This window comes from Streptomyces sp. NPDC008150 (genome assembly GCF_042956945.1).
In the GTDB taxonomy this organism is placed as follows: Bacteria; Actinomycetota; Actinomycetes; order Streptomycetales; family Streptomycetaceae; genus Streptomyces.
Genome location: NZ_JBIBHJ010000001.1, coordinates 169,072 through 188,923, shown reverse-complemented (window position 1 = coordinate 188,923; position 19,852 = coordinate 169,072). Strand labels below are relative to the sequence as shown.

Below are 19,852 nucleotides of genomic sequence, written 5' to 3'. Positions count from 1 at the left end.
CCTCATCTGATCTGCACCGCGGGGGGCTGGAAGCCGGTCTTGCCCGGGATCCTGCCCTGCGTGATGTCCGCGTCGGTGACCGGCGCACCGACGTCGGTGGGTTTGCCGCCCAGCGCGCTCACCCCGGAGTCCCCCTTGATGCCCGAGGGTCCGTACGCCGTGATGGCCTGGCCCTGGTGGATGCCGGGACCGTCGACGATCACGACGTCCTCACCCTGCCGGAAGGTGAACTTACCGTTCGACGCCTGGTAGATGGCGTCCGGCTCCTTCAGGATCTCGGCAACCCGCTCGTCCGTGAAGCCGTGTCCGGAGTCACCGTGGTAGTCGAAGCGCTTCTTGATCGCCCCGTCGCTCGCCGCCTGCTTGATGTCGTCCAGGACCTTGTCGAGCCGCTTCGCGGCCCGCTCCTCCCTGGTGTACTTCGGCATCAGCCCCAGCGGGTCGCACCCCGTGTACGGATTGGCCACGTAGGCCAGGGGGTTGGGGCCCGGGCCCAGGCCCAGTGGGTCCGGCGAGACGTAGCGGCCGGTCTCCGGGTCGTAGTGCCGGAAGCAGTTGTGATGGAGGCCGGTCTCCGGGTCGTAGTACTGGCCGGGGAACCGGAGCGGGATGTAGGCGGTGCTGTCGCGGGACCAGGCGGTGGTGCCCCAGAGGGTGGTGCGGGTGCGCCAGGCGATCTCCCCCTCCTCGTCGACGAGTTCGGCCGGGGCTCCGGTCAGGTCGGTGGCGATGGCGTAGAACCGGCGGTCGATCTCCTCCTGCCTGCTGTCGGCGGTGAGGATGCGCTCGGTCTGGGCGAGGGGGACGACGTCGCGATGGTCCCAGGTCAGGGCGACCACGTGCGGGCTGCCGGGATGGTGGACGGTCTGCTCGCAGAGGGTTAGCCCGTCCCAGGTGAACCGCACCTCCTCGACGACGCCCTCGCCGTCAACCCCCAAACGCTGCTTGGCCGTTCGTCGGCCGAGCGGGTCGTAGCGGTAGCGCCAGCGGGTGCCGTCGGGGGTGGTGACGGCGGTGAGGCGGTTCTCGGTGTCCCACTCGTAGGTCCAGGCGTCCGGCTTCCGGGAGAGCCTGGTGCGCTGCCGCCGGGTGACTCGGCCGAGGGCGTCGTGCGTGAGGTGGACACCGCCGGCTCGGACGAGGCTGGTGCCGGAGTAGGCCCTCTCCCCGGTGGCCTCGGCGCCGGGGTGCCGCTCGGGCCATACGGCCGAGGTCTGGTCGCCGGACGCGTCGTAGGCGTAGCGCTCGCTCCAGCCCTGGCTGTTGACCTCGGTGACACGGCCCGCCGCGTCGAGGTCGAAGGTGCGGGTGCCGCCCAGTCGGTCCGCCACGGAGACCGGGCGGCCGTCCGCGCGGTAGGACCAGGAACGGCCGGCGACGGTCCGGGCGCCCATGCCGAGGTGGCGGCCGGTGAGGCGGCCCGCGTCGTCCCACACCGAGGTCTCGACGAGCGCGGGGCCGAAGGCGCGGGTGAGTTCGCGGCCTGCCGCATCGTGCGTGAAGTCGACCGCGCGGCCACCGGTGGTGAGGCGGGCGGGCAATCCGTCGGCGTCGTACGCGTAAGCGGTCACGTGCCCGGTCGGGGTGGTCCGGCGCACCCGTCGGCCCAGGGCGTCGTAGGCGTACGTGATCGGGCGGCCGTCGACCAGTTCCGCGGTGAGCAGACCGCGCCGGTCGTAGCGGTTGACGAGGGTGCCGTCCGGTCCGACCGCCTCCAGCAGCCGGCCGGCCGCGTCGTACGTGTACCTGGTCACCCGGCCGTCGACCTCCTTGGCCAGCACTCTCCCCAGTACGTCCCGTTCGAAGGAGACGGTCCCGCCGAGGCCGTCCGTGCGCTGTGCGAGGCGACCCGCCGCGTCCGTGCGGTAGGTGAGGGTGCGCCCGTCGAAGTCGGTCTCGCGGGCCACCTCGCCCACCGCGTCGTACTCGTACGTCCAGCGCAGTCCGCGCGGATCGGTGACGCCGACGAGCCGCAGGTCGTGGTCGTGCTCCAGCTCGTGCCGGGCGCCGTCGGGGCCGGTGACGGCGATCGGCAGGTCGAAGTGGGTGTACTCCCAGCGGGTGGTGCCCCCGACGGCGTCGGTGCGCGAGAGGCAGTTGCCCTCGCCGTCCCAGCTCCAGGTCTCCTCGGCGCCGTCGGGACCGGTGCGACGGGCGAGCAGACCGTCCGCGGTCCATCGGTAGCCAGTGGCCGCGCCCATGGGGTCGGTGACGCGGACGGGGCGCCCCGAGCCGTCCCGCTCGATGCGGGTGGCGCCACCGGACGGCTCGACGACGAGTGTGGTCAGCCCGGCCGCGTCGCATTCCACCCGGGTCGTCGCCCCGAGCGCGTCCGTGACGAAGACAGGGCGCCCCCGGTCGTCGTACCCGAACCGCGTGGTACGACCGGCGGGATCGACCGTCAAGACCAGGTTGCCGCGCCTGTCGTACTCATACTCGGTACGGGTGCCGTCCGGCCCGGTCACCTCCACCGGAAGCCCCGACTCCCCGCGCTCGACTCGCACTTCACTGCCGTCAGCTCGCACAATCCGCACCGCCCGGCCCTCCGCGTCGTACTCGAAGCGGGTGGTCGCGCCCAGCGGATCGGTGCGGGAGACGAGATTGCCGTCCGCGTCGTGGTGGAAGCGGGCGGTGCGGCCCAGCGCGTCCGTGGTGGCGGTGATGCGGCTGTGCGCGCCGATCTCGTGCCGGGTGACACGGCCGTCGGCGGTGGTGAGGGTGGTGGTGCGCAGCCCGGTCGCCGGGTCGGGGGCGCCGTACGCGAGGGTGATCCGGACGTGCCCGGCCTCGCCGCCCTCGGCGATCACGCGGTCCTGGTCGTCGTAGGCGTAGTCGTAGCGGTGCCCGTTGGAGTCGGTCCAGGCGACGACCCGGTGCCGCTCGTCGTAGAGGAAGACGGTGGTGGCACCGGACGGCTTCGTGACGGACGTGAGGTCGCCGTCCTCGTAGCCGTACGCCATCAGCGGCAGCGGGACGCCGTCCGGGCCGGCCCCGGCGAGGTGGAGGCTGGCGATCCGGTCGCCGTCGAGGCCGAACACGATCCGTCGGCCGGCGGAGTCGGCGAGCGCCGACGGCCTCCCGCCGGGGCCGCGTTCGACGGTGACCGTGTTGCCGTTGCGGTCGATGACCCGTTCCAGCCAGGCGGTGCCGTCACTGCCCGGCTCGGCCCCGGCGGGCGGGGCGAAGGCGCGGACCAGACCGGAGACCGGGTCGGTGAGGGTGTAGCCGCCGTCGGTCTCGCGGGCCAGGATCTCGTGAACTCCCGTGGCGGTACTGCGCGTCGGGTCCCCGGGCACGGGGTGCGGGTAGGGCAGCAGCAGCCCGTCGGCGCCGACGTGGACGACACCGATCGCGTCCACGGCGAGACGTTCGTCGACGGTGGACGTCCACGACGGGCCGAGGAAGACGCCGGTGGCGTTGCCCGACTCGGTGCGGCGGGTGAACAGCAGCGGCAGCAGCCCCGGCAGGTGCACGTCGGTCTGCGGCAGGAACATCCGGCCGGTGGCCAGGTCGACGGGGTCGGTGCCGTCGGTGGTGCGGGCCCCGTCGGGCCGGTCGTGGGTGCCGTCGGCGGCGTCGTCGATCAGGTTGCGCACCCGGTTGGCGCCCGAGGCCGCGTCGGCGGCGTCCTCGGCCAGCCGGGCCGCCTTCACCCCGGCCCCGCCACCGCCCGTGCCGACGGTCAGCAGGATGTCGGGGACCAGCCGGCCCAGCCCCTCCGACGGGTCCTTCATGAAGTCCGTCAGCATCTTCGACCCGGTGCCCACCGGGTCGTTGGCCGCCGTCACCAGCCCGGCCGCGAGACTGTCCAGCGAGGTCAGGTACTCGGCGGGGTGCGTGATGTTGTACGGGTCCATCGGGTTGATCCCGCGCGCGAAGTTCACGATCCCCGCGGTCCCCTTGAGGATGCCGCCGGTGAAGTGTTCCTTCATCACGTCGACCTCGTCGAGACCGTCCTTCAACTGGTCCGCGTACGAAGGCTTCTTGGGCGCGGTGTCCCGCGCGGCACGTATCGCCGAACGCGCCGTCTCCGCCGCCGAGTTCCGCTGCTTGCGCGCGTCGGCCAGGATGTCCTGGGCCTCCTGCATCAGCGACTTGCCCGGGTCGTCGAAGTTCGACGCGGGGCACGGCGGAAGCGTCGACGGGTCACGCTTGTCGGAGGGCTGCGCGTTGTACCGGTCGACGGCCTTGTTGTAGTCGTCGACCTTCTTCTTGTGCGCGTCGGCCGCGTCCTCGGACGCCTTCGTGCCCGCCTTCCACTTGTCGATCGCGGTCTGCGCTCGCCCCTGCGCCCAGGTCACCGTGTCCGCGAACGTTTCCAGGGCGCCGGCCGCCTTCCCGCAGGCGTCGGCCCCCGTGTACCACTTCGGCGGCTGCTTCGCCACGGCGGTGCGCAGCGCGTCGGCCGTCTCCCCCTTCAGCTTCGAGGAGTCCAACCCGCGCAGCCCGTCACCGACTTGGTCGAACGAGGACTGGAACGCCAGCAGCGACTCGGCCGTGGAGCGGAGCTTGCTCGCGCTGCCGTAGACCAGTTTGGTCTTGTCGTCGGTCTCGCCGAGGTCCAGCTCGTCGACGTCGGCGCCCATCCGGTTCGCCACCGAACGGGACTGGTCGCGCACCCAGTCGGCGCCGGAGTCCCAGCCGACGTCGTCGAGGCGGTCGGCCGTCCAGTTCCCGGCGTCCTCGACGCGGTCACCGGCCCAGGACACCCCGTCCTTGATCTTGTCCTCGACCGAGTCCGGTGTGATGTCGCTGATGAAGTCGCCTATGCCCACGCCCGGTTACCCCGTCCCCCGTACTGATTTCACCGTCTGCGTCGATCGTCGTGCTACTGGTCCTGCTGCTTGGCCCGCTCCTCCGGCGACGGCCCGAACGTGTCGTCGAGTTGCTGCTGGAAGGTGTCGTCGTCGACGCCCAGAAGCCGGTTCGTCAGGTCGCTCTGCAACCCGCCCTGCCCGTCGGTCAGCAGACTGCGCCCGGTGTCCTTCCAGGTCTGCTCGGCCTGCTGCCCCGCCTTCTCGAACGACTCGGCGCTGTAGTCCGGGTGCAGGTAGTCGGGCGTGGCGATGTCGCCCCAGCTCTGCTTCTCGACGTCCGCCTCGCTCGCGTGCGGATTCCCGCCCAGCAGCGAGTTGCCGACCACCTTGAACGTCCCCTCCAGGTACTGGTCGTTCTCCCACTGGGTCCCGGCGGCGAGCCCGAGGCGCTGCGCGATCGCGCTGGTGTCCTGCACGAGCGCCCGCACACCCCACTCCCACCGGTCGCAGAAGTCCTCGAAGTCGTCGGCCAGTCCGTGGTGACCGGCCTCCATCTGCGTCATCGCGAGGTTCGAGAACCCCTTGCCCATCACCGACCCGGTGCTGTCGCCGATCTCGCCCAACTCGTCGATGGCCGCGCCGAGCCCCTTGGTGACCTTGGCGACCGCCGCCGGGTCGAGCGCGAGATCCTTGTCGTCGTCACCGCTCACGGCCGGCCTCCTCCGGGAGGCGGTCCACCGCCACGGCGTCCGGCACGATGCCCGTGACCGGCGGGAAGAACATGGCTCCGCCCTCCGTCGCGACGTCCACCGCGATCCCGGTGGGCCCGTCCAGCACGGGCACGATCTCGTCGACGATCCGGGCACCGAGCAACGCGGCGTAGTCCCAGGGGACTTGACCCTCCCCACGGGCGAGCGCGAACCGGGCGAGCGCGACCTCCCCGGTGAAGGCGCACACCCACCGGATGCCGCCCGCCCACTCCGCCCACAACTCCCCGCCGACCAGCGGCACGAGCAGCACGGCCCGCCGCAACTCCCCGACGAGCGCACGGGGATCGCCCACCCCGTCACGCCGCTCGCCGATCCGCTCGGCAAGATCACCACCGCCGGCCATCGCACCCTCCCCCGTCCACGCCAGAAGCTCCACAGAAGAACACGCACCCCACCACCCACACAGTTCCCCACCCCACCCAGGGGCGCGGGGAACTGCGCGGGGGAAGCGCAACCCCCGGCACCTCTCCAAACCCAGGCCAAGACCACCCCACCCAGGGGCGCGGGGAACTGCGCAACGGAAGCGCAGCCCCCGGGCACCTCTCCAAACCCGGCCCAAGCACCCCCCACCCAGGGGCGCGAGGAACCGCGCACCCGAAGCACAGCCCCCCGCACCCCACTCACCCCCGGTACCAACAGCCCGACATCTCAGGGGCGCGGGGAACGGCGCAAAAAAGGGGGCGCGAGGAACCGCGCGACCGCCCCGCCGACTACCCCGCCGCGAACACCTGCCGCTGCCGCCCCAGCCCCTCGACCTCCAGCTCCACCACATCCCCGGCCCGAAGAAACGGCTTGGGCTCCGCACACCCCATCGCCACCCCCGCCGGCGTCCCGGTATTGATCACGTCCCCGGGATACAGCGTCATGAACTGGCTGACGTACCGCACCACTTCCCCCACGGGAAAGATCTGCTCAGCCGTGTTCCCGTCCTGCTTCAACTCCCCGTTCACCCACAGCCGCAGAGCCAGGTCCTGCGGATCACCCACCTCGTCGGCGGTGACGAGCCAGGGCCCGAACGGGTTGAACGTCTCGCAGTTCTTCCCCTTGTCCCAGGTCCCGCCCCGCTCCATCTGGAACTCCCGCTCGGACACGTCGTGCGCGACGGCGTACCCGGCGACATGCCCGAGCGCCTCCTCGGCGGACTCCAGGTACCGGGCTGTGCGCCCGATGACGACGGCGAGCTCGACCTCCCAGTCCGTACTCGTGGACCCGCGGGGCACCAGCACCGTGTCGTGGGGCCCGACGACCGTGTCCGCGGCCTTGAGGAAGATCACGGGTTCGGCGGGCGGCTCGGCCCCCGTCTCGCGGGCGTGGTCGTGGTAGTTGAGCCCGATGCAGACGACCTTGCCGATGGCGGCCAGCGGCGGCCCGACGCGCAGCCCGTCCGCGTCGAGGGCGGGCAGCCCGCCCGCCTCGGCGGCGGCGCGGATCCGCCGCAGGGCGGCGTCGTCGGCGAGCAGCGGCCCGTCGATCTCGGGGACGACCCCGGACAGGTCGCGCAGGGTCCCGCCGTCGTCGAGCAGCGCGGGGCGCTCCGCTCCCGCCGTACCGACTCGCAGCAGCTTCATGAGCACAATCTCCCTCGATCGCGGGCGCCCGGCGACGAACCCGGCCGGTGCGGCGGACAGGCCCGTCGGAGGACCGGACGATCCTCCTGGCACACCCGCCCCGCACGCAACCCCGCGTACCCGCGGACGGCCGCCGCCCCCGCTCCCCGCCGCGCCGGCGCCGGTCGGACGACGCCGCCGGTCAGAGGACGACGCCCGTCAGACGGCGACGCCGGTCCCGGTGTCCGGCGCGGCCAGCACCTCGCCGTCCGGCCGCCCGTCGGCACGGTCGCGCGGCCCGGCGAGCGTCAGCGCGAGGGCGACGACGAGGTTGGCGCCGAGCGCGACGATCCCCGCGTTCACCCCGAACACCGGGTCGTGCCCGCCGAAGACGAGCACGCACACGAGCACCCCGCCCACGGCGAGCCCGCCCAGCCCCGCGAGCAGCGTGAACCGCCGCCACAGCAGCCCGACGAGCAGCATCGGCACGAACTGCGCCATCCCCTCGTACGAGATGAGCGACAGCCGTACGAGGGTGTCGGGCCGCGTGTAGGTGAGGACCAGCGCGATAGCGCCCGCGAGGACGACCACGGTCTGCGAGGCGAGCTTCTGCCGCGGGCCGGGGCGCAGCCGCGGTACGAGGGACAGCACGCTGCGCCCCCACATCGTCCCGATGACCAGCATGAACACCGCCATCGGCACGATGGACGACAGGGCGGCCGCGGCCCCCACGAGCCCGACCGCCCACCCCGGCAGCGAGTCCACGACGAGCTTGAACAGCGCGAGGTTGGAGCCGGCACCGGTCAGCCCCGGCACGACGAACACGGCCGCCAGGCCCAGCAGCATCGGCACGAACAGCAGCACGTTGTAGGCGGGCAGGAAGATCGCGTTGCGGCGCAGGGTGTCCCCGTCACGCGCGCCGAGGTACCCGGCGACGGTGGTCGGGAAGATGACCACGGTGAGGGCGTTGAGCACCGTCGTACTGACGAACCACGGCACCCCGAGCCCGCTCGCGCCGCCGCCGTGGCCGGGCAGCGTCAGCCAGTCGCGCCGCTCGTCGACGAGCCGGTCCAGGAAATCGCCGTAGCCGTGGAAGTAGTGCAGCGGCACGTACACGACGAGGAACGCGAGCGTCCCGATCACGAGCACGTCCTTGAGCACGGACACCCACGCGCTGCCGCGCAGCCCGCTCACCACGACGAAGCAGGTCGTCACGGCGAAGGCGACGAAATAACCCCAGTTCAGGCTGATCGAACCGTCGGAGATCGTCGAGACGACGACGCCCATGCCGGTGATCTGGAGCTGGATGTACGGCAGCAGGCACGCCGTCGCGAGCACCGCGGCGAGCGCACCGGCCCACGGCCGCCCGTACCGGTGGGCGATCATGTCGGTGATCCCGACGAGCCCGTGCCGTCGCGCGTACGCCCACAGCATCGGGCCGACGAGATAGCCGACGGCGTACCCGCAGGACATGTACGCGACCACGTACAGGACGGGCGCCCCGTAGTTGTAGCCCCAGCCGGCGGCTCCCAGGTAACTGAAGCTGGTGTAGGACTCCCCCGCCATCAGCACCCAGATGAACACCGTGCCGAGGCTGCGCCCGCCCACCGACCACTCGGCGAGCCCGCCCTGCCCGCCACCCCGCCCGCGCACGGCGAGCAGTCCGAGGACGACGGTGGCGGCCATGGCGGCGGCGAAGACCGCGACGGCGGCGTTCACGACCGCGTCCCCGTCCGCCGGGCCGCCCGCTTGTCCCCGCGCCAGGCCAGCCACACGGCGAACGGCGTCAGCACGGTCGCCACCAGCAGCCAGAAGAACAGGAACGGCAGCCCGAGCAGCACCGGATCGACCCGGTTCACCCACGGCAGCACGCCGAGGTAGAGCACGAACGGGGCGAGAAGCCACAGGTGATGCAGACGAGGTTTCACGAGGGTCGAGCCTATGACCCGCCGGGCCCGGCCCGCGGTCCCCTGCCTGGTGGCCCGGCCGGGCGCGGCGGTGAGGACCGCGGGCGCCCTCGTCCGGGCGACCGGGGCACACGCCGACGGGGGCGCCACGGGCCGGCGTCCCGGGGAAGATCCCCCGGACGACTTCCGTCCTGCGGACGTCCCTCCGTTTTCGGGCCCGACGGCAGTACGGTGTCCAGCATGCGCCCCGACACGCCCGCCGAGAACGTCGACCACCACGCCGAAGCGGCACGCCTGGAGCGGACCGCCGGCCTGTACCCGGAGGACGCCGAAGCCCTGCTCGTCAGGGCCGCGGCCCACCTGGAGGTGGCCGGCGACCGCTCCGCCGCGTCCACCCTCTACGACCGCCTGCTCCAGTCCGAGTCCGGCCTGGAGAACCCGAACCTGGTACGCGCCCTGAAGGCGTCGAACCTGTGGGAGTACGACCACGAGGCCGAGGCCCGAGCGATCATCGACGGCGTCCGCAGGGCGGCGCCCCGCGACCCGGCCGCGTGGGTCGTCGTGGCGGAGGCGCTGGAGTCGCACGACGAACTCGAAGCGGCGCAGGACACGTTCACGGAGGGCCTGACCCTGCTGCTCGGGGACTCCACCTCCCCCGAACCCCCTTACGCGACGCGCCCGTTGCTGGTCGGCCGCCACCGGGTCCGCCGCATGCTGGCCGTGGCCCACGACGAGTGGGACACCCTGGCCGACTCCCTCCCGTCCTCGTCCATCACCCTGGACGAACTCCACGACCCGAAGCGCGTCTGGTCCCTGGGCTCGGACAACCCGGCGGAACTGGAGGCGGAGATCAACCGCCTGCGCGCCGAACTGGACGCCTACCGCGAGGCGTTGTCCCGCCCGTTCCCGGTGGCGATCCTGCACTGGCCGGCGGCGGAACTCAGCGAACTGGTCGCGGCCTACCCGGACCTGGCCACGGAGTACCCCTCCTACGAGGAGCACCTGGCGACCATAGAGTCCTCGTTGCGAGAACTGGCCGCCTCCGGCACGGCCAACCTGGGCATCGTCCCGGGCACCTTCCCCTCCTACGAGGCCTTCGCCGCCTCGGAGGGCGCCTCCCCCTCGGACGCGACCCTGCTCCCCCAGTACGCGACAACACTGGCAGCGCGGGGCCTGGCCACGGCGTGGCCGCCGGAGCGGGGGGCGGCTTGTTGGTGCGGGTCGGGGGACACGTACGCGGAGTGCCACGGAAAGTGACGCTCTGAACAGTTACTGCTGAGCGGTCCAGCCCGGGTGGGATGGGAGGGGCCGCTCTTGGCGTTGTGCTGCGTGAGAAGGCCGAGCCAGGACACCATGGCACTTCACGTCTGAGCCGCTGGGTTGATCAGCACGTGCGGCAAGATGCGAGACTCTCGGTGTCAGTGGTACGCGATAGACCTGGCCCTGGCATCACGAAACGTCACACCGGAGGAGCGGCATGTCGCGCAGCGGCCACGCCAGACCACAGTTCGACCGGCCTTTGACCTCGGTTGAGATCTGCGCCGGCGCCGGCGGTCAGGCTGTCGGCCTCCACAACGCTGGCTTCGATCACCTCGCTCTCGTCGAGTGGGACGCGCATGCTGTGGAGACCTTGGGTGCCAACGTCGGCAAGTGGCCTGGCTGGACACCGTCGAAGGCACAGGAAATCCACCCCATGGACGTCAAGGACTTCCTGGATTCCGATGTCTGCAAAAAACTAAATCTGAAGAAGGGTGAGCTAAGTCTGCTGGCCGGGGGCGTCCCCTGCCCGCCCTTCTCGCTTGCGGGAAAACAGCTCGGCGCGGACGATGAACGAGACCTATTTCCCGCAGCCCTCGACATCATTGACGCGCTGGAACCGCAGGCGGTCATGATTGAAAACGTCCGGGGCATCGTGGAACCTCCGGAAGTATTCATCGAATATCGCAACCTGATCCTCAATACGCTGCGCGATATCGGATACATCATTCCGAAAATCGACACAAATCTGTCTCCGGCGGCCCAGGATATGCAGATGCGGCCCGTCTGGCGCCGCTTGGACGCCAATAACTTCGGCGTTCCGCAGCTCCGCCCGCGCGCAATTCTCGTAGCGATTCACAAAAACGCGCTCGCGAACCCGGAGGGATTCAGGTGGCCTAAAGCAGCACGTGACGTCAACCCAGACGTTCACACCATGCTCAGGAAGACGATGCTAGAGCGCTACCTGGAATTCTGGGACAGAAACAAAAAAGGCGAGAAAGCCAACGCGGGTGAAGTAACCGGCGAGGAAATGTACAACCGGTGGCTCAAGAACCTGCAGAAGGCGGAAGCGGCAGGTAGATCCATCGCTCCAACACTGGTGGGAGGCTCGCGAAAGCACGGGGGCGCGGACCTCGGGCCAACCAGGGCAAAGCGCGCATGGGCAGAGTTCGGCATCAATGGAATGGGCATTGCGAACGACGCGGATAGTGCCGATCCTGAACGGGATCTCTTCCGCCCTGAGGGCCCCATGCTGACCGTTCAGCAAGCTGCTGCAGTGCAGGGATTCCCTGCGAACTGGACGTTCCAGGGACGAAAGACGGCACGCTATCGCCAGGTTGGCAACGCTTTCCCCCCTCCGGTCGCCGAAGCTGTCGGCCGCGCTATCGCTACCGCGCTGCGCCCTGAGCACAGCGACGAACTCATGAAGCACTATGAAGTTGACTCATCGGACGCCGCCGATGCGAGCGAGACAGCCGGACAGACGGAAATCCCAATCCCGGTTCCGTCAGCCGCTTCCGCCCCTGCGCGCAATCACCGCCGCAGTGATCTCGTTGGCACACGCCGCTGACGGCTGGTGCTCCCAGAAACGGAGCACCAGCCACCCCGCTTCGCGGAGTTTCTGATCTGTTTCCCGGTCACGCGTCACGTTCCGCAGCACCTTCTCTGACCAGTAGCCAGAGTTCGTCTTGGGCGGCACATAATGCTCCGGGCAGCCGTGCCAGTAACAGCCGTCGATGAAGACGGCCACCTTCGCCGGACGGAAGACCAAATCTGCCGTCCGGCGAAGATCTGGAAGCGGGCGAGCCGCCACGCGATAGCGCAAACCTTGCGCGTGCACCAAACGCCGGATCAGCCACTCCGGCTTCGTGTCACGGCTGCGGATCGCCTGCATGTTGCGGCGGCGTGCGGCGGACGAGGCCCAGGAACCTTCCGGGGCTGTCCATTCGGCTTCGGAGGACACAGGCCCGAGGGTAATGGGCAGCGCCACGCCCACCGCACACAGGCCCGGTTTACCGCCTGCCCCCGAGGTGGCTCAGCAGGGCCTCGATGTCACTGTGTGCCAGGCCAGCCGCCACTGACGGTTCCTCCTCAAGATCAGCGAGCTGCTGGACCGTGGGGTCGTCCAGGATCTGACCCATGAAGTCCAGCTTCTGCTTCAGCCGCGCCTCAACAACCTCGTCGATCGTGTTCCGCACCGCGAGGACCGTGACACGCGTCTCCGTATCGGGTGCGAGCCCCAGCCGGTGAATACGGTCAAGGCTCTGGAGGAACCGCCCGGCCATGAAGTCACGGTCAACATAAACAGCGTCGTGGCAGATGTGGTGCAGGCTGATCCCTTCCCCGAGGGTCGCGGGGTTGGAAATAAGCACCTGACACGCGGGGTCCTCACGGAACCGCCGCAGCTGCTCCTCCCTGTCAATGGTCCCGCCGTAGACCACTGCCGGGCTGAACTTCTGGAGCATGTGCTCCAGCGTCGTCAGGCTCCGGACGAACGTCGTCCAGACCAGGGTCTTGCGTCCGGCCGCCGCGTTCTCAGCGATGATCGTGACGGCTTCCTTGTACTTCGGGGAAAGCTCGTAGTCCGGAAGGTTCTGCAGCTTGGCGTACAGGGAGTCCCCGTGAGGGATTTCCAGCGGAGGGAACTGGTAGACGAGCGGCTCGTACCTTGTGGCCCCCTCAAGAAGCAGTCCCGGGCTCGTTGCCGCCATGAGAAGCCGCAAGGCCGTCTTGCCGAGAGCGCCGAGGTCTTCTCTGGACGCCCCGCTACTCGTCCCGCTGACCAGCGAGGTGTAGATCTCGTCGTGCAGCGGGGGCATGTCAACGTAGCGGATGTTGAGATCGACGGGAGGCAGCCCGAGTTCCTGCTTGGTCGTCCTGGTGAACAGCGGACGCAGCACGGTGCTGGCGTGCTTGAGGTCACCTCCGGCGACAGCCCGTACGACGGTCCGCTGCCCGTGGCCAGGCCAGACGAAGCCGAGGAGATTCTCAAGGTCCTTGGAACCATTGGGCGCCGGCGTGCCCGTGAGGATCAGCCGTCTGTCAGCGTGCGGTCCGAGCGCCATGCATGCGGCACCGTACGTCCCCCTCGCCCCAAGCTTCATCCGGTGCGCCTCGTCCAGGATGATCATGGAGGGCTCGGCGGCGAGCCACGAGGTGAGCATCGACAACGAACGGTCAAGACGCTCGTAGTTGACGACCAACACCTCCGCCCACTGGTCGAGAGATCCGTCCAGAACGTTGACGCGAAGAGGGTGGGTAAGGCACTCAGCGGTTTCGAACCGCCAGGAGTCGTAGGCAGACTTGGGGCACACAACGAGAAGCCGCCGCGCGCTGCCCGCCGTCTTCTGCGCGGCGTACACCGCGAGCGCGACACGCGTCTTGCCGGCACCAGGAACACTGAAGTTGGCACCGTGCTGGAGTGACAGCAGCTTCGCGATGTCCCTGCGCTGGAACTCGCTCAGCTCGCCCTTCCAATTGTCACCGAGCAGGGCCATGACGCCGTCGGCCGATACCGCGTCGGCGGAACCACTTCCGTCCAACTGGGTCTGCACGGTCTGTGCGTCCTGGAGGACGCCAGTCGCCAGTTTGCGGAGAGGAGCGGACCACTCAACGCCGACGGGGTGCGGCCAGTCGCCGAGGATCTCAAGGTTGGCCAGGAAGTCGTCCAGAGCTACCGAGGCACTCGTCGCGTCCAGCTGGCCGCCCGTACGAAAGCGGGCGGCCAGCTGGACAAGATCCGGCTGATACTGATCAGTTGTCCTGAAGACAACGTTCGTGTGGCTGGCGTCGAAGCCCAGATGCAGGGACGTTTCACTCACTTCCGTCGTCACCGCGGCACCTCCGTGGCCGCCGCTTCCATCAGCCATGCCACGCCCTCGCCTGGTTCATCAAGACCACGCCCAGCCTGCTTGGCGAGCTTGAGCAGGCTCAGACGCAGCTTGCCCACAGCGTCGTCGAACGCCTCCTCATCCAAGCTGCGAGAGGTACGCGCCTGCACGAGATCGCTCACGCACTGGTCGATACTGGCGCACGCGTCCGCGAGCCTGGCCGGCGCCAGCTGCTTGCGCTTGCGCAGACGGGAACTGCGGCCGGCCGCGTCGATGGCCCCGTCAAAGACCGTCCGCGCCTCATCCAGAACGCTCTGGGCCCTCTCCTTGGCTTCGTTGCCAAGAGGACCGCTGTCGCTCTTGCTGCGCACAACGGCCGAAGCCCGGAGCAGACGGTCGTTAAGGGCCTTCATCTCAGAAACCGCCGAGGAGGCAGCCGTGACCTCCAGGCCCAGCCCCGGGATCACCACACCCGTCGGCTTTGCCGCCGGCTCGTCCCCGCCTCCGGTCACGGCCGCCAGCAGCTCCTGCTCCCGGCCCTCCTTGAGGAAGTCCTCATCAATATGCCGGACGTCGGTCTTGGAAAAGTTCAGCAGGATGGCCGCCAGTCGCAGTTCCTTGAGCACCTCCGCCTGGTCCCGGTCAAGCGTCTCCAACTTCACGTACAGGCGCTGCAGTTCCTTGAGCCGCTCCTGAGCGCCCTCCCAGTCGACCAACCGCAGCCCACCACCGTCGGCGTCCTGACTACGCTTGATCAACTCTCGGATGGTGGAGAGGATCCACCGTTCCTGGTGGTACGTCTTGACCTGGATCCGGAAATCCCGGGCGATCTGCTCAGGAGTGCGGCCGAGAGATGCCTGTTCCTCCATCGCGATAATGCGGTTGATGTAGGAATAGTCGCGTCGGTGGTCCTTGCGGAGCTGCAAGGACAGCTCCACGGCGTTGATGTCCGCCCAAGTGAAGGACTCCGGAAGTACCCCCACCCGCATCGTCTGCACGCCAAGCTCGTGCAGGGCCGCAGCACGGGTGTTGCCGTTGACGAGCACGCCCGTGTGGGTAACGAGGCCGGGGTCGTTCTGGCCGAACTCCTTGAGGCTGTCCTTGAGCGCATCGAAGTCGGGGTCACGCAAATGCGTATCCGTGGGCGACACCTTCAGCAGCAGGCGGAGGTACTCCTGGCTCTCCCGGATCCAGGGGGCCTGCTCCAGCACCACGTCGCGCTCGGGGTCATGGCTGCGCTGCGCGCGGATCCGGTGCGTACTGGGGTTGAAGTAGAGCTTGCTCAGCGGCAGGTCGATTACATCGACGTGAGCCTTCTGCTCGTTCCAGTCGACGGTCACGGTCTCCCGGGTACCCGTGGTCTGGGCCTCTGCGACCCGCTTCTTGATCAGTTCGGTCAGCTCGTCCGCCCCAGGCGGAGCCGGAAGTTCACGCATGATGTCCACTCAGTTCTGTCTTAGGCGTTCGGGCTGCGGAGGGCGTCGGCAACGGCCGCGCGGGACGGTGCGGGCAGGGTGCGGTACTGGCCCCAGACCCTGTCGACCGGGCTCAGGGAACGCCGGTCCTGGTCGATCCAGTTGGTGAGGACCCGCTGTTCCATGGGAGACAGGGCAGCGACCTGGTCCAGCACCTGCCCCAGGTCGGCCTGCCGGCCCGAGCTGCCCGCGCCGCACCGCTTGCACTCGGTGACGTTCTCGAATTCGGCGGTCCCGTCAGGCTGAATCACCTTCCGGCGTGCGACGTTGAGCACCGCTCCCGTGATCCCGTCCTCGTAGGTCTCGCCGACGGCGATACCGCACGTGCGGCAGACGTAACCGTCTTCGTCCAGCACCTTCGAGCGCTGGTTCGCCGTGAGGCTCGCCTTGTGCTTCGGCGCCTTCGACTGACCGGGAATCCAGACGTCGGCCCCCCGGGCCACGAACCTCTGCTCCTGCTGGCGGAGCGTGGGGTCTTCACGGCTCGTTGCGATCTTCCACCCGTGGTCGCGCAGATCCCGCATACGCCGGTCGATCTGCGCGACGTCCGGGAACGCCTCGCGCAGTTCGGCCTTCGTGAAAATCTGGTCCTCCCCCACCTTCTGCACCAGCCACAGCGCAGTCCGCGCCATGCTTCCGATACCGGTGTCCTGCCAGGACGGCATTGCCATTTGCTCACTCCTGTTGATGACATGCACACGTTTTTGGCAAAGGCGCATTCTGTCCGCATACGTAACTCACTCAGCGCACAGGCGACTTGGCCACCCCCCGCTTCCCGAGCGGCTAGAGCCATCATGCACCCGGAACCGGAAACCCAATCCTCAAACGAACACTTGCGCTTCAATCAGCAAGCGGGCACAACTCGCGTAACTTCAGGCACACTTGACCAAAACTGCTGCCAGCGGTGCGGCACGAAACGACAGATTCCGACAACAGCAAGCTCCACCGCGAGCGGTTCGCCTAGTTGATGCCGAATAGACGGGAAAGTCGGGTCAGTCATGTCACTGCCAAGAGGCGGCCACGGTCCTTACGGGTGGACGGATAAGGAATTCCACCCGAGCATCTCCCCAGCTCAGCAGGCACTTGCCGCGGAACTGCAGAGACTTTGCCGCTGCCTGCCGCCGGAGTTGGGGCCGAGGGGCGCCGCCCCCACACAAAAAGAGGTGGCGGAGTGGCTCCACTTCGGTGAGTCGACGGTCTCCAGGTACCTGACGGGCGAATACCTCCCCGGCATGGGAACCGTCGAGACGCTGCATGAACACGCGGGCGGCCCGGAGAAGACAGGCATCACCACCGCGGAACTCAAGGAGCTGCACTCCGCGGCTTCCGCGGAACGGTGCAGTAGTTGCGGGAAGTGGCGGGCAGAGGCGGAGGCACTGCGCCTGCAAGCGCGCGAAACGGGCGCACACATCGATGCCATCACGGCCGAGCGTGACGCTGCCCGAGAAGAGGTGGCAGGTCTGCGGAAGGCGGTCACGGCCTGGAGACGCAGGGCGCACGCTCTGGAGAACCGGGAGGCGCGAGCCGTGCCAGCGGAGAGGGCTGCCAGGGCAACCGATCAGGCCGGCCGACAAGTTCGTCCGAATGCGCAACCGATCGCAGCTCTGCTGCCGGTCCCCCCTCGGAGGGGGGACCGGCAGCAGAGCGATTCGGATAGACGGGCCGCACTGAACATCGCTGACCAGGCGAAGACCCTGCAGCGCGGCGGCCGGCAGGACGGCGTGCTGACATTGCTGCGCCACTCCGCCGAGGTCCTGACCCCCGCGGAGACGGCGGCTCTCCTGCACATCCTCCGGGAGCATCAACTAGACGAGCTGGCAGAGACGTTGATCTACATCTACGGACGGGACAAGCCGGACTTCGACGTCATGCAAACGGCAGACCAACTCCACCGCCGCGGGGTGCCCCAGGATGCCGCTGGGCTTCTGCACGCGGCACTGTCGAAGCGGAGGGGTTCTTCATAAGGGCCAGCCGCAGCGGGTCGCGGGGCGATGTCAGGCGGCAGCGGACCCCTCCGCCTCGAAGTGCGCCTGGGCCCGGTCAAGCATGTCGTCCGGATCCTGTCCCCGCGCCGCGGACCAGTGCAGCAGATCCGCGATCAGTTCAACCGCCGACTCCTCCAGAAGGAGTGCCCCGCTGCGGCCACGCACAGCCACGGCGGGATGCTCCTTCTCATACCTTTCCAGTGCTCCACGCGCTCGCTCAATGCGCCGACACGCAGCCTCAGGGCGCACGGCTACCTCACACCAGACAGACTTGCCGGCAGCGCTGAAAACGGTTCCCCAGTCCACCGCGAGCGCCGCGAGAAGATGCAGCCCGCGCCCGCACTCGTCGTCGCAGCTAGCAGAGACAGGCGACGGAGCCTTACGGCTCTTGTCGTGCACCTCAACCCGCAGCCGGCCCCGACGCAATTCCAGGATCAGCGTTGCCGACGCACCTTCACCAACATGTTTGATCACGTTGGTGGCCAGCTCGGTGACGAGTAGTTCTGCCTCGTCCACAGCAGCCATGGCACCCCACTGGCAGAGCTGAGCGGATGCCGCTCTGCGCAGCAGCCGCACTTCTTGCGGCGCGGCCTCGAACGGCATCACAGAACGAAGCCCGGTTCCGGCGTACTCGTGATCGGTCATGGCCTCACTCCTCCCATGCGCCACGGCGCCTGCGCCCGCCGTGTCCATACGGCTGCACCAGGTGACGCTTCGTGACGAGTATGGCAACGGGAAGTCCCGCCATGTAATTTCTCACGATGAACCACCACGAACGAGTGAACCGATCAGCTGCCCAACTCTCCTGCTATTTAGCCTGTGTGACGCTCACCAGGCTGTGGTCCGGCACCACACGGGAGGAAAATCCATGGCTCTCAGAACGACCACGCGGCGCCGCCAGCTAGGCGTGACCATGCGCAAGTTGCGGATCCAGAAGGGGATGACCCTGGAGGAAGCGGGACGACTCGTCGGCGTCTCCAAGGCGACGGTGAGCCGGTACGAGACTCAGGAAGGGCCGGTGAAGTGGCTCGTCGTTGAAGCGCTCTGCCGCGTCTACGGCGTTAGTGACGCCGAACGCGAAGCTGTTGTCACGCTCGCCAGGAACGCTCGGCAGCAGGGCTGGTGGAGCTCCTTCGTTGACTTCATCCCCGAGAGCATGAACCTGCTGCTCACTCTGGAGGACGAGGCGGTACGCGAGAACCACTTCGCCAGCGTCTACGTACCCGGGCTGCTGCAGACCCGCGCCTACACCACGGCCTTGCAGAAGGCGAACGAAGTGCCGCTCACCCAGGACGAGATCGAGCGCTTCGTGGACATCCGGATGAAGAGGCAGGAGATCCTCCTCCGGCCGAAGCCACCCCGGCTGTGGGCCATCCTCGACGAGGCCGTGATCCTGAGACGCGTAGGTTCACCAGCCGTCATGCGCGAGCAGTTGGGACAGTTGCTGGGGGCGAACGAATCTCCGCACATCACCCTCCAAATACTGCCGTTCTCCAGGGGTGCCCACGCGGCGGCGCTCGGCAGCTTCGTCATCATCGGAGCGGTCGAACCCTCCCTGGACGTCGTGTACATCGACTTCCATACCGGCTCCGTCTTCCTGGAGAAGGACGAGGAACTGGAGCGATACAGACTTGCGTTCGAGTACCTCCAGGCGCAAGCGTTGGACATGGAGGCTTCCTCCGCCATGATCCACCGCGCGCTCAAGGAGCTGTAAATGCCCGCTGAACCCCTGGCGGTACAGGGTCTCGTCTGGTTCAAGTCCTCGCACAGCGGCGGCAACGCGACGGAGTGCGTCGAGTGCGCCGTCCAGTCGGCCGGCATGCTGATACGGGACTCAAAGGCGGCCGGTGGGCCCATCGTGGCCGTGGGTGCGGACCAGTGGACCGCATTCGTACGGGCAAGCGCGAGCCCCTGGCTAGGCACTTTTTAGGAGTAGCGACCGCGATCACCGCGGCTCACTGGAAGACAGTTGCCGTCGCCTCATCGATGCGTTACAGACCGACGGATCGAAGAGCTTGGCCCACACAGCCCGTCGGCTCTCGGGCTACGCAGTGCCAGGTGGGCTTGCCTCGTTCTCAAGCCCTGCCCCGGCACATGAACAGCGCCCCCTCGGGCGCGGTGCAGCCGTCGAGGAATCCCCTCCTCAGTCAGAGAAAGAGCAGCCACGCAACCGCCCTCCTCCTACCTCCACGCAGAAGCTGCGTGGCCTGATGGGAGGGCATGTCTGGTTCCAACTACATCACCAAGCGAAAGCCTCGGGGCCCACTCCGCCACCTGTGTACCAGAGCGCAGGTCTCCGCCTTCTCCGAACCACACTTCGTCAG

16 protein-coding genes are annotated in these 19,852 nt (G+C 68.5%); 5 read left to right on the top strand and 11 right to left on the bottom strand.

The features are described 5' to 3' along the window. Positions 1-2: 2 nt before the first annotated feature. The 6 genes from ACFZA0_RS00790 to ACFZA0_RS00765 all read right to left on the bottom strand — a co-directional run bounded on the left by ACFZA0_RS00790 (position 3) and on the right by ACFZA0_RS00765 (position 9,002). Positions 3-4,775 (bottom strand): putative T7SS-secreted protein, encoded by a 4,773-nt coding sequence (locus ACFZA0_RS00790; protein ID WP_391009058.1) that lies wholly within the window; start codon positions 4,773-4,775, stop codon positions 3-5. Positions 4,776-4,828: 53 nt separating this feature from the next. Further along, the gene (locus ACFZA0_RS00785) at positions 4,829-5,467 is read right to left on the bottom strand and encodes a hypothetical protein (protein ID WP_391009055.1); all 639 of its coding nucleotides are present in this window, start codon (positions 5,465-5,467) and stop codon (positions 4,829-4,831) included. Further along, positions 5,457-5,870: a hypothetical protein gene (locus tag ACFZA0_RS00780; RefSeq protein WP_391009052.1), complete on the bottom strand. Its 414-nt coding sequence runs from the start codon at positions 5,868-5,870 to the stop codon at positions 5,457-5,459. Before ACFZA0_RS00780 ends, ACFZA0_RS00785 begins: the two co-directional genes overlap by 11 nt. 367 nt (positions 5,871-6,237) lie before the next feature. Further along, a complete protein-coding gene (locus ACFZA0_RS00775; RefSeq protein WP_391009049.1) occupies positions 6,238-7,095 on the bottom strand; it encodes a fumarylacetoacetate hydrolase family protein in 858 nt (285 codons plus the stop codon). Between the two features lie 198 nt (positions 7,096-7,293). Further along, positions 7,294-8,793: a sodium:solute symporter gene (locus ACFZA0_RS00770; RefSeq protein WP_391009046.1), complete on the bottom strand. Its 1,500-nt coding sequence runs from the start codon at positions 8,791-8,793 to the stop codon at positions 7,294-7,296. Next, positions 8,790-9,002 (bottom strand): DUF3311 domain-containing protein, encoded by a 213-nt coding sequence (locus ACFZA0_RS00765; protein WP_391009043.1) that lies wholly within the window; start codon positions 9,000-9,002, stop codon positions 8,790-8,792. The genes ACFZA0_RS00770 and ACFZA0_RS00765 overlap by 4 nt, the downstream gene beginning before the upstream one ends. Before the next feature lie 219 nt (positions 9,003-9,221). On the opposite strand from ACFZA0_RS00765, the gene ACFZA0_RS00760 reads away from it, so the two are divergent. Continuing rightward, positions 9,222-10,238 (top strand): SEC-C metal-binding domain-containing protein, encoded by a 1,017-nt coding sequence (locus ACFZA0_RS00760; RefSeq protein ID WP_391009040.1) that lies wholly within the window; start codon positions 9,222-9,224, stop codon positions 10,236-10,238. 220 nt (positions 10,239-10,458) lie between these two features. Beyond that, positions 10,459-11,808 (top strand): DNA (cytosine-5-)-methyltransferase, encoded by a 1,350-nt coding sequence (locus tag ACFZA0_RS00755; protein WP_391009037.1) that lies wholly within the window; start codon positions 10,459-10,461, stop codon positions 11,806-11,808. On the opposite strand, the gene ACFZA0_RS00750 is transcribed toward ACFZA0_RS00755, so the two are convergent. Genes ACFZA0_RS00750 through ACFZA0_RS00735 form a run of 4 tightly spaced genes read right to left on the bottom strand, consistent with a single transcriptional unit; the run spans position 11,746 to position 16,214 of the window. Then, positions 11,746-12,201: a DNA mismatch endonuclease Vsr gene (locus tag ACFZA0_RS00750; protein WP_391009035.1), complete on the bottom strand. Its 456-nt coding sequence runs from the start codon at positions 12,199-12,201 to the stop codon at positions 11,746-11,748. The two genes, ACFZA0_RS00755 and ACFZA0_RS00750, sit on opposite strands and share 63 nt — an antisense overlap. A 49-nt stretch (positions 12,202-12,250) precedes the next feature. After that, positions 12,251-14,107 carry an SNF2-related protein gene (locus ACFZA0_RS00745; protein ID WP_391009032.1) on the bottom strand — a complete coding sequence of 619 codons (1,857 nt, stop codon included), beginning with the start codon at positions 14,105-14,107 and terminating at the stop codon, positions 12,251-12,253. Next, positions 14,068-15,504 carry a hypothetical protein gene (locus tag ACFZA0_RS00740; protein ID WP_391011745.1) on the bottom strand — a complete coding sequence of 479 codons (1,437 nt, stop codon included), beginning with the start codon at positions 15,502-15,504 and terminating at the stop codon, positions 14,068-14,070. The genes ACFZA0_RS00745 and ACFZA0_RS00740 overlap by 40 nt, the downstream gene beginning before the upstream one ends. 20 nt (positions 15,505-15,524) lie before the next feature. Further along, positions 15,525-16,214 carry a hypothetical protein gene (locus tag ACFZA0_RS00735; RefSeq protein ID WP_391009029.1) on the bottom strand — a complete coding sequence of 230 codons (690 nt, stop codon included), beginning with the start codon at positions 16,212-16,214 and terminating at the stop codon, positions 15,525-15,527. Positions 16,215-16,706: 492 nt separating this feature from the next. Between ACFZA0_RS00735 and ACFZA0_RS00730 the strand changes: the two genes are divergently transcribed. Next, complete coding sequence (locus ACFZA0_RS00730) at positions 16,707-17,507, top strand: hypothetical protein (protein ID WP_391009026.1); 801 nt, start codon at positions 16,707-16,709, stop codon at positions 17,505-17,507. 30 nt (positions 17,508-17,537) lie between these two features. On the opposite strand, the gene ACFZA0_RS00725 is transcribed toward ACFZA0_RS00730, so the two are convergent. Further along, positions 17,538-18,173 carry an ATP-binding protein gene (locus tag ACFZA0_RS00725; RefSeq protein ID WP_391009023.1) on the bottom strand — a complete coding sequence of 212 codons (636 nt, stop codon included), beginning with the start codon at positions 18,171-18,173 and terminating at the stop codon, positions 17,538-17,540. Positions 18,174-18,396: 223 nt separating this feature from the next. Here ACFZA0_RS00725 and ACFZA0_RS00720 point away from each other — a divergent pair, with 223 nt between their 5' ends. Together ACFZA0_RS00720 and ACFZA0_RS00715 are read left to right on the top strand one after the other, a co-directional pair. Beyond that, entirely contained in the window at positions 18,397-19,242 is an 846-nt protein-coding gene (locus ACFZA0_RS00720) for a Scr1 family TA system antitoxin-like transcriptional regulator (protein WP_391009021.1), read from the top strand. After that, on the top strand, positions 19,243-19,458 hold the full coding sequence (locus ACFZA0_RS00715) for a DUF397 domain-containing protein (protein WP_391009018.1): 216 nt from the start codon (positions 19,243-19,245) through the stop codon (positions 19,456-19,458). The last annotated feature ends 394 nt before the right edge of the window (positions 19,459-19,852 follow it).

Bases quoted from the DNA above. Each gene is read 5' to 3' on its own strand.
- ACFZA0_RS00735 (WP_391009029.1), bottom strand. From the start codon at position 16,214: ATGGCAATGCCGTCCTGGCAGGACACCGGTATCGGAAGCATGGCGCGG.
- ACFZA0_RS00760 (WP_391009040.1), top strand. From the start codon at position 9,222: ATGCGCCCCGACACGCCCGCCGAGAACGTCGACCACCACGCCGAAGCG.
- ACFZA0_RS00780 (WP_391009052.1), bottom strand. From the start codon at position 5,870: ATGGCCGGCGGTGGTGATCTTGCCGAGCGGATCGGCGAGCGGCGTGAC.
- ACFZA0_RS00775 (WP_391009049.1), bottom strand. From the start codon at position 7,095: ATGAAGCTGCTGCGAGTCGGTACGGCGGGAGCGGAGCGCCCCGCGCTG.
- ACFZA0_RS00745 (WP_391009032.1), bottom strand. From the start codon at position 14,107: ATGGCTGATGGAAGCGGCGGCCACGGAGGTGCCGCGGTGACGACGGAA.
- ACFZA0_RS00720 (WP_391009021.1), top strand. From the start codon at position 18,397: ATGGCTCTCAGAACGACCACGCGGCGCCGCCAGCTAGGCGTGACCATG.
- ACFZA0_RS00715 (WP_391009018.1), top strand. From the start codon at position 19,243: ATGCCCGCTGAACCCCTGGCGGTACAGGGTCTCGTCTGGTTCAAGTCC.
- ACFZA0_RS00755 (WP_391009037.1), top strand. From the start codon at position 10,459: ATGTCGCGCAGCGGCCACGCCAGACCACAGTTCGACCGGCCTTTGACC.
- ACFZA0_RS00740 (WP_391011745.1), bottom strand. From the start codon at position 15,504: ATGCGTGAACTTCCGGCTCCGCCTGGGGCGGACGAGCTGACCGAACTG.
- ACFZA0_RS00725 (WP_391009023.1), bottom strand. From the start codon at position 18,173: ATGACCGATCACGAGTACGCCGGAACCGGGCTTCGTTCTGTGATGCCG.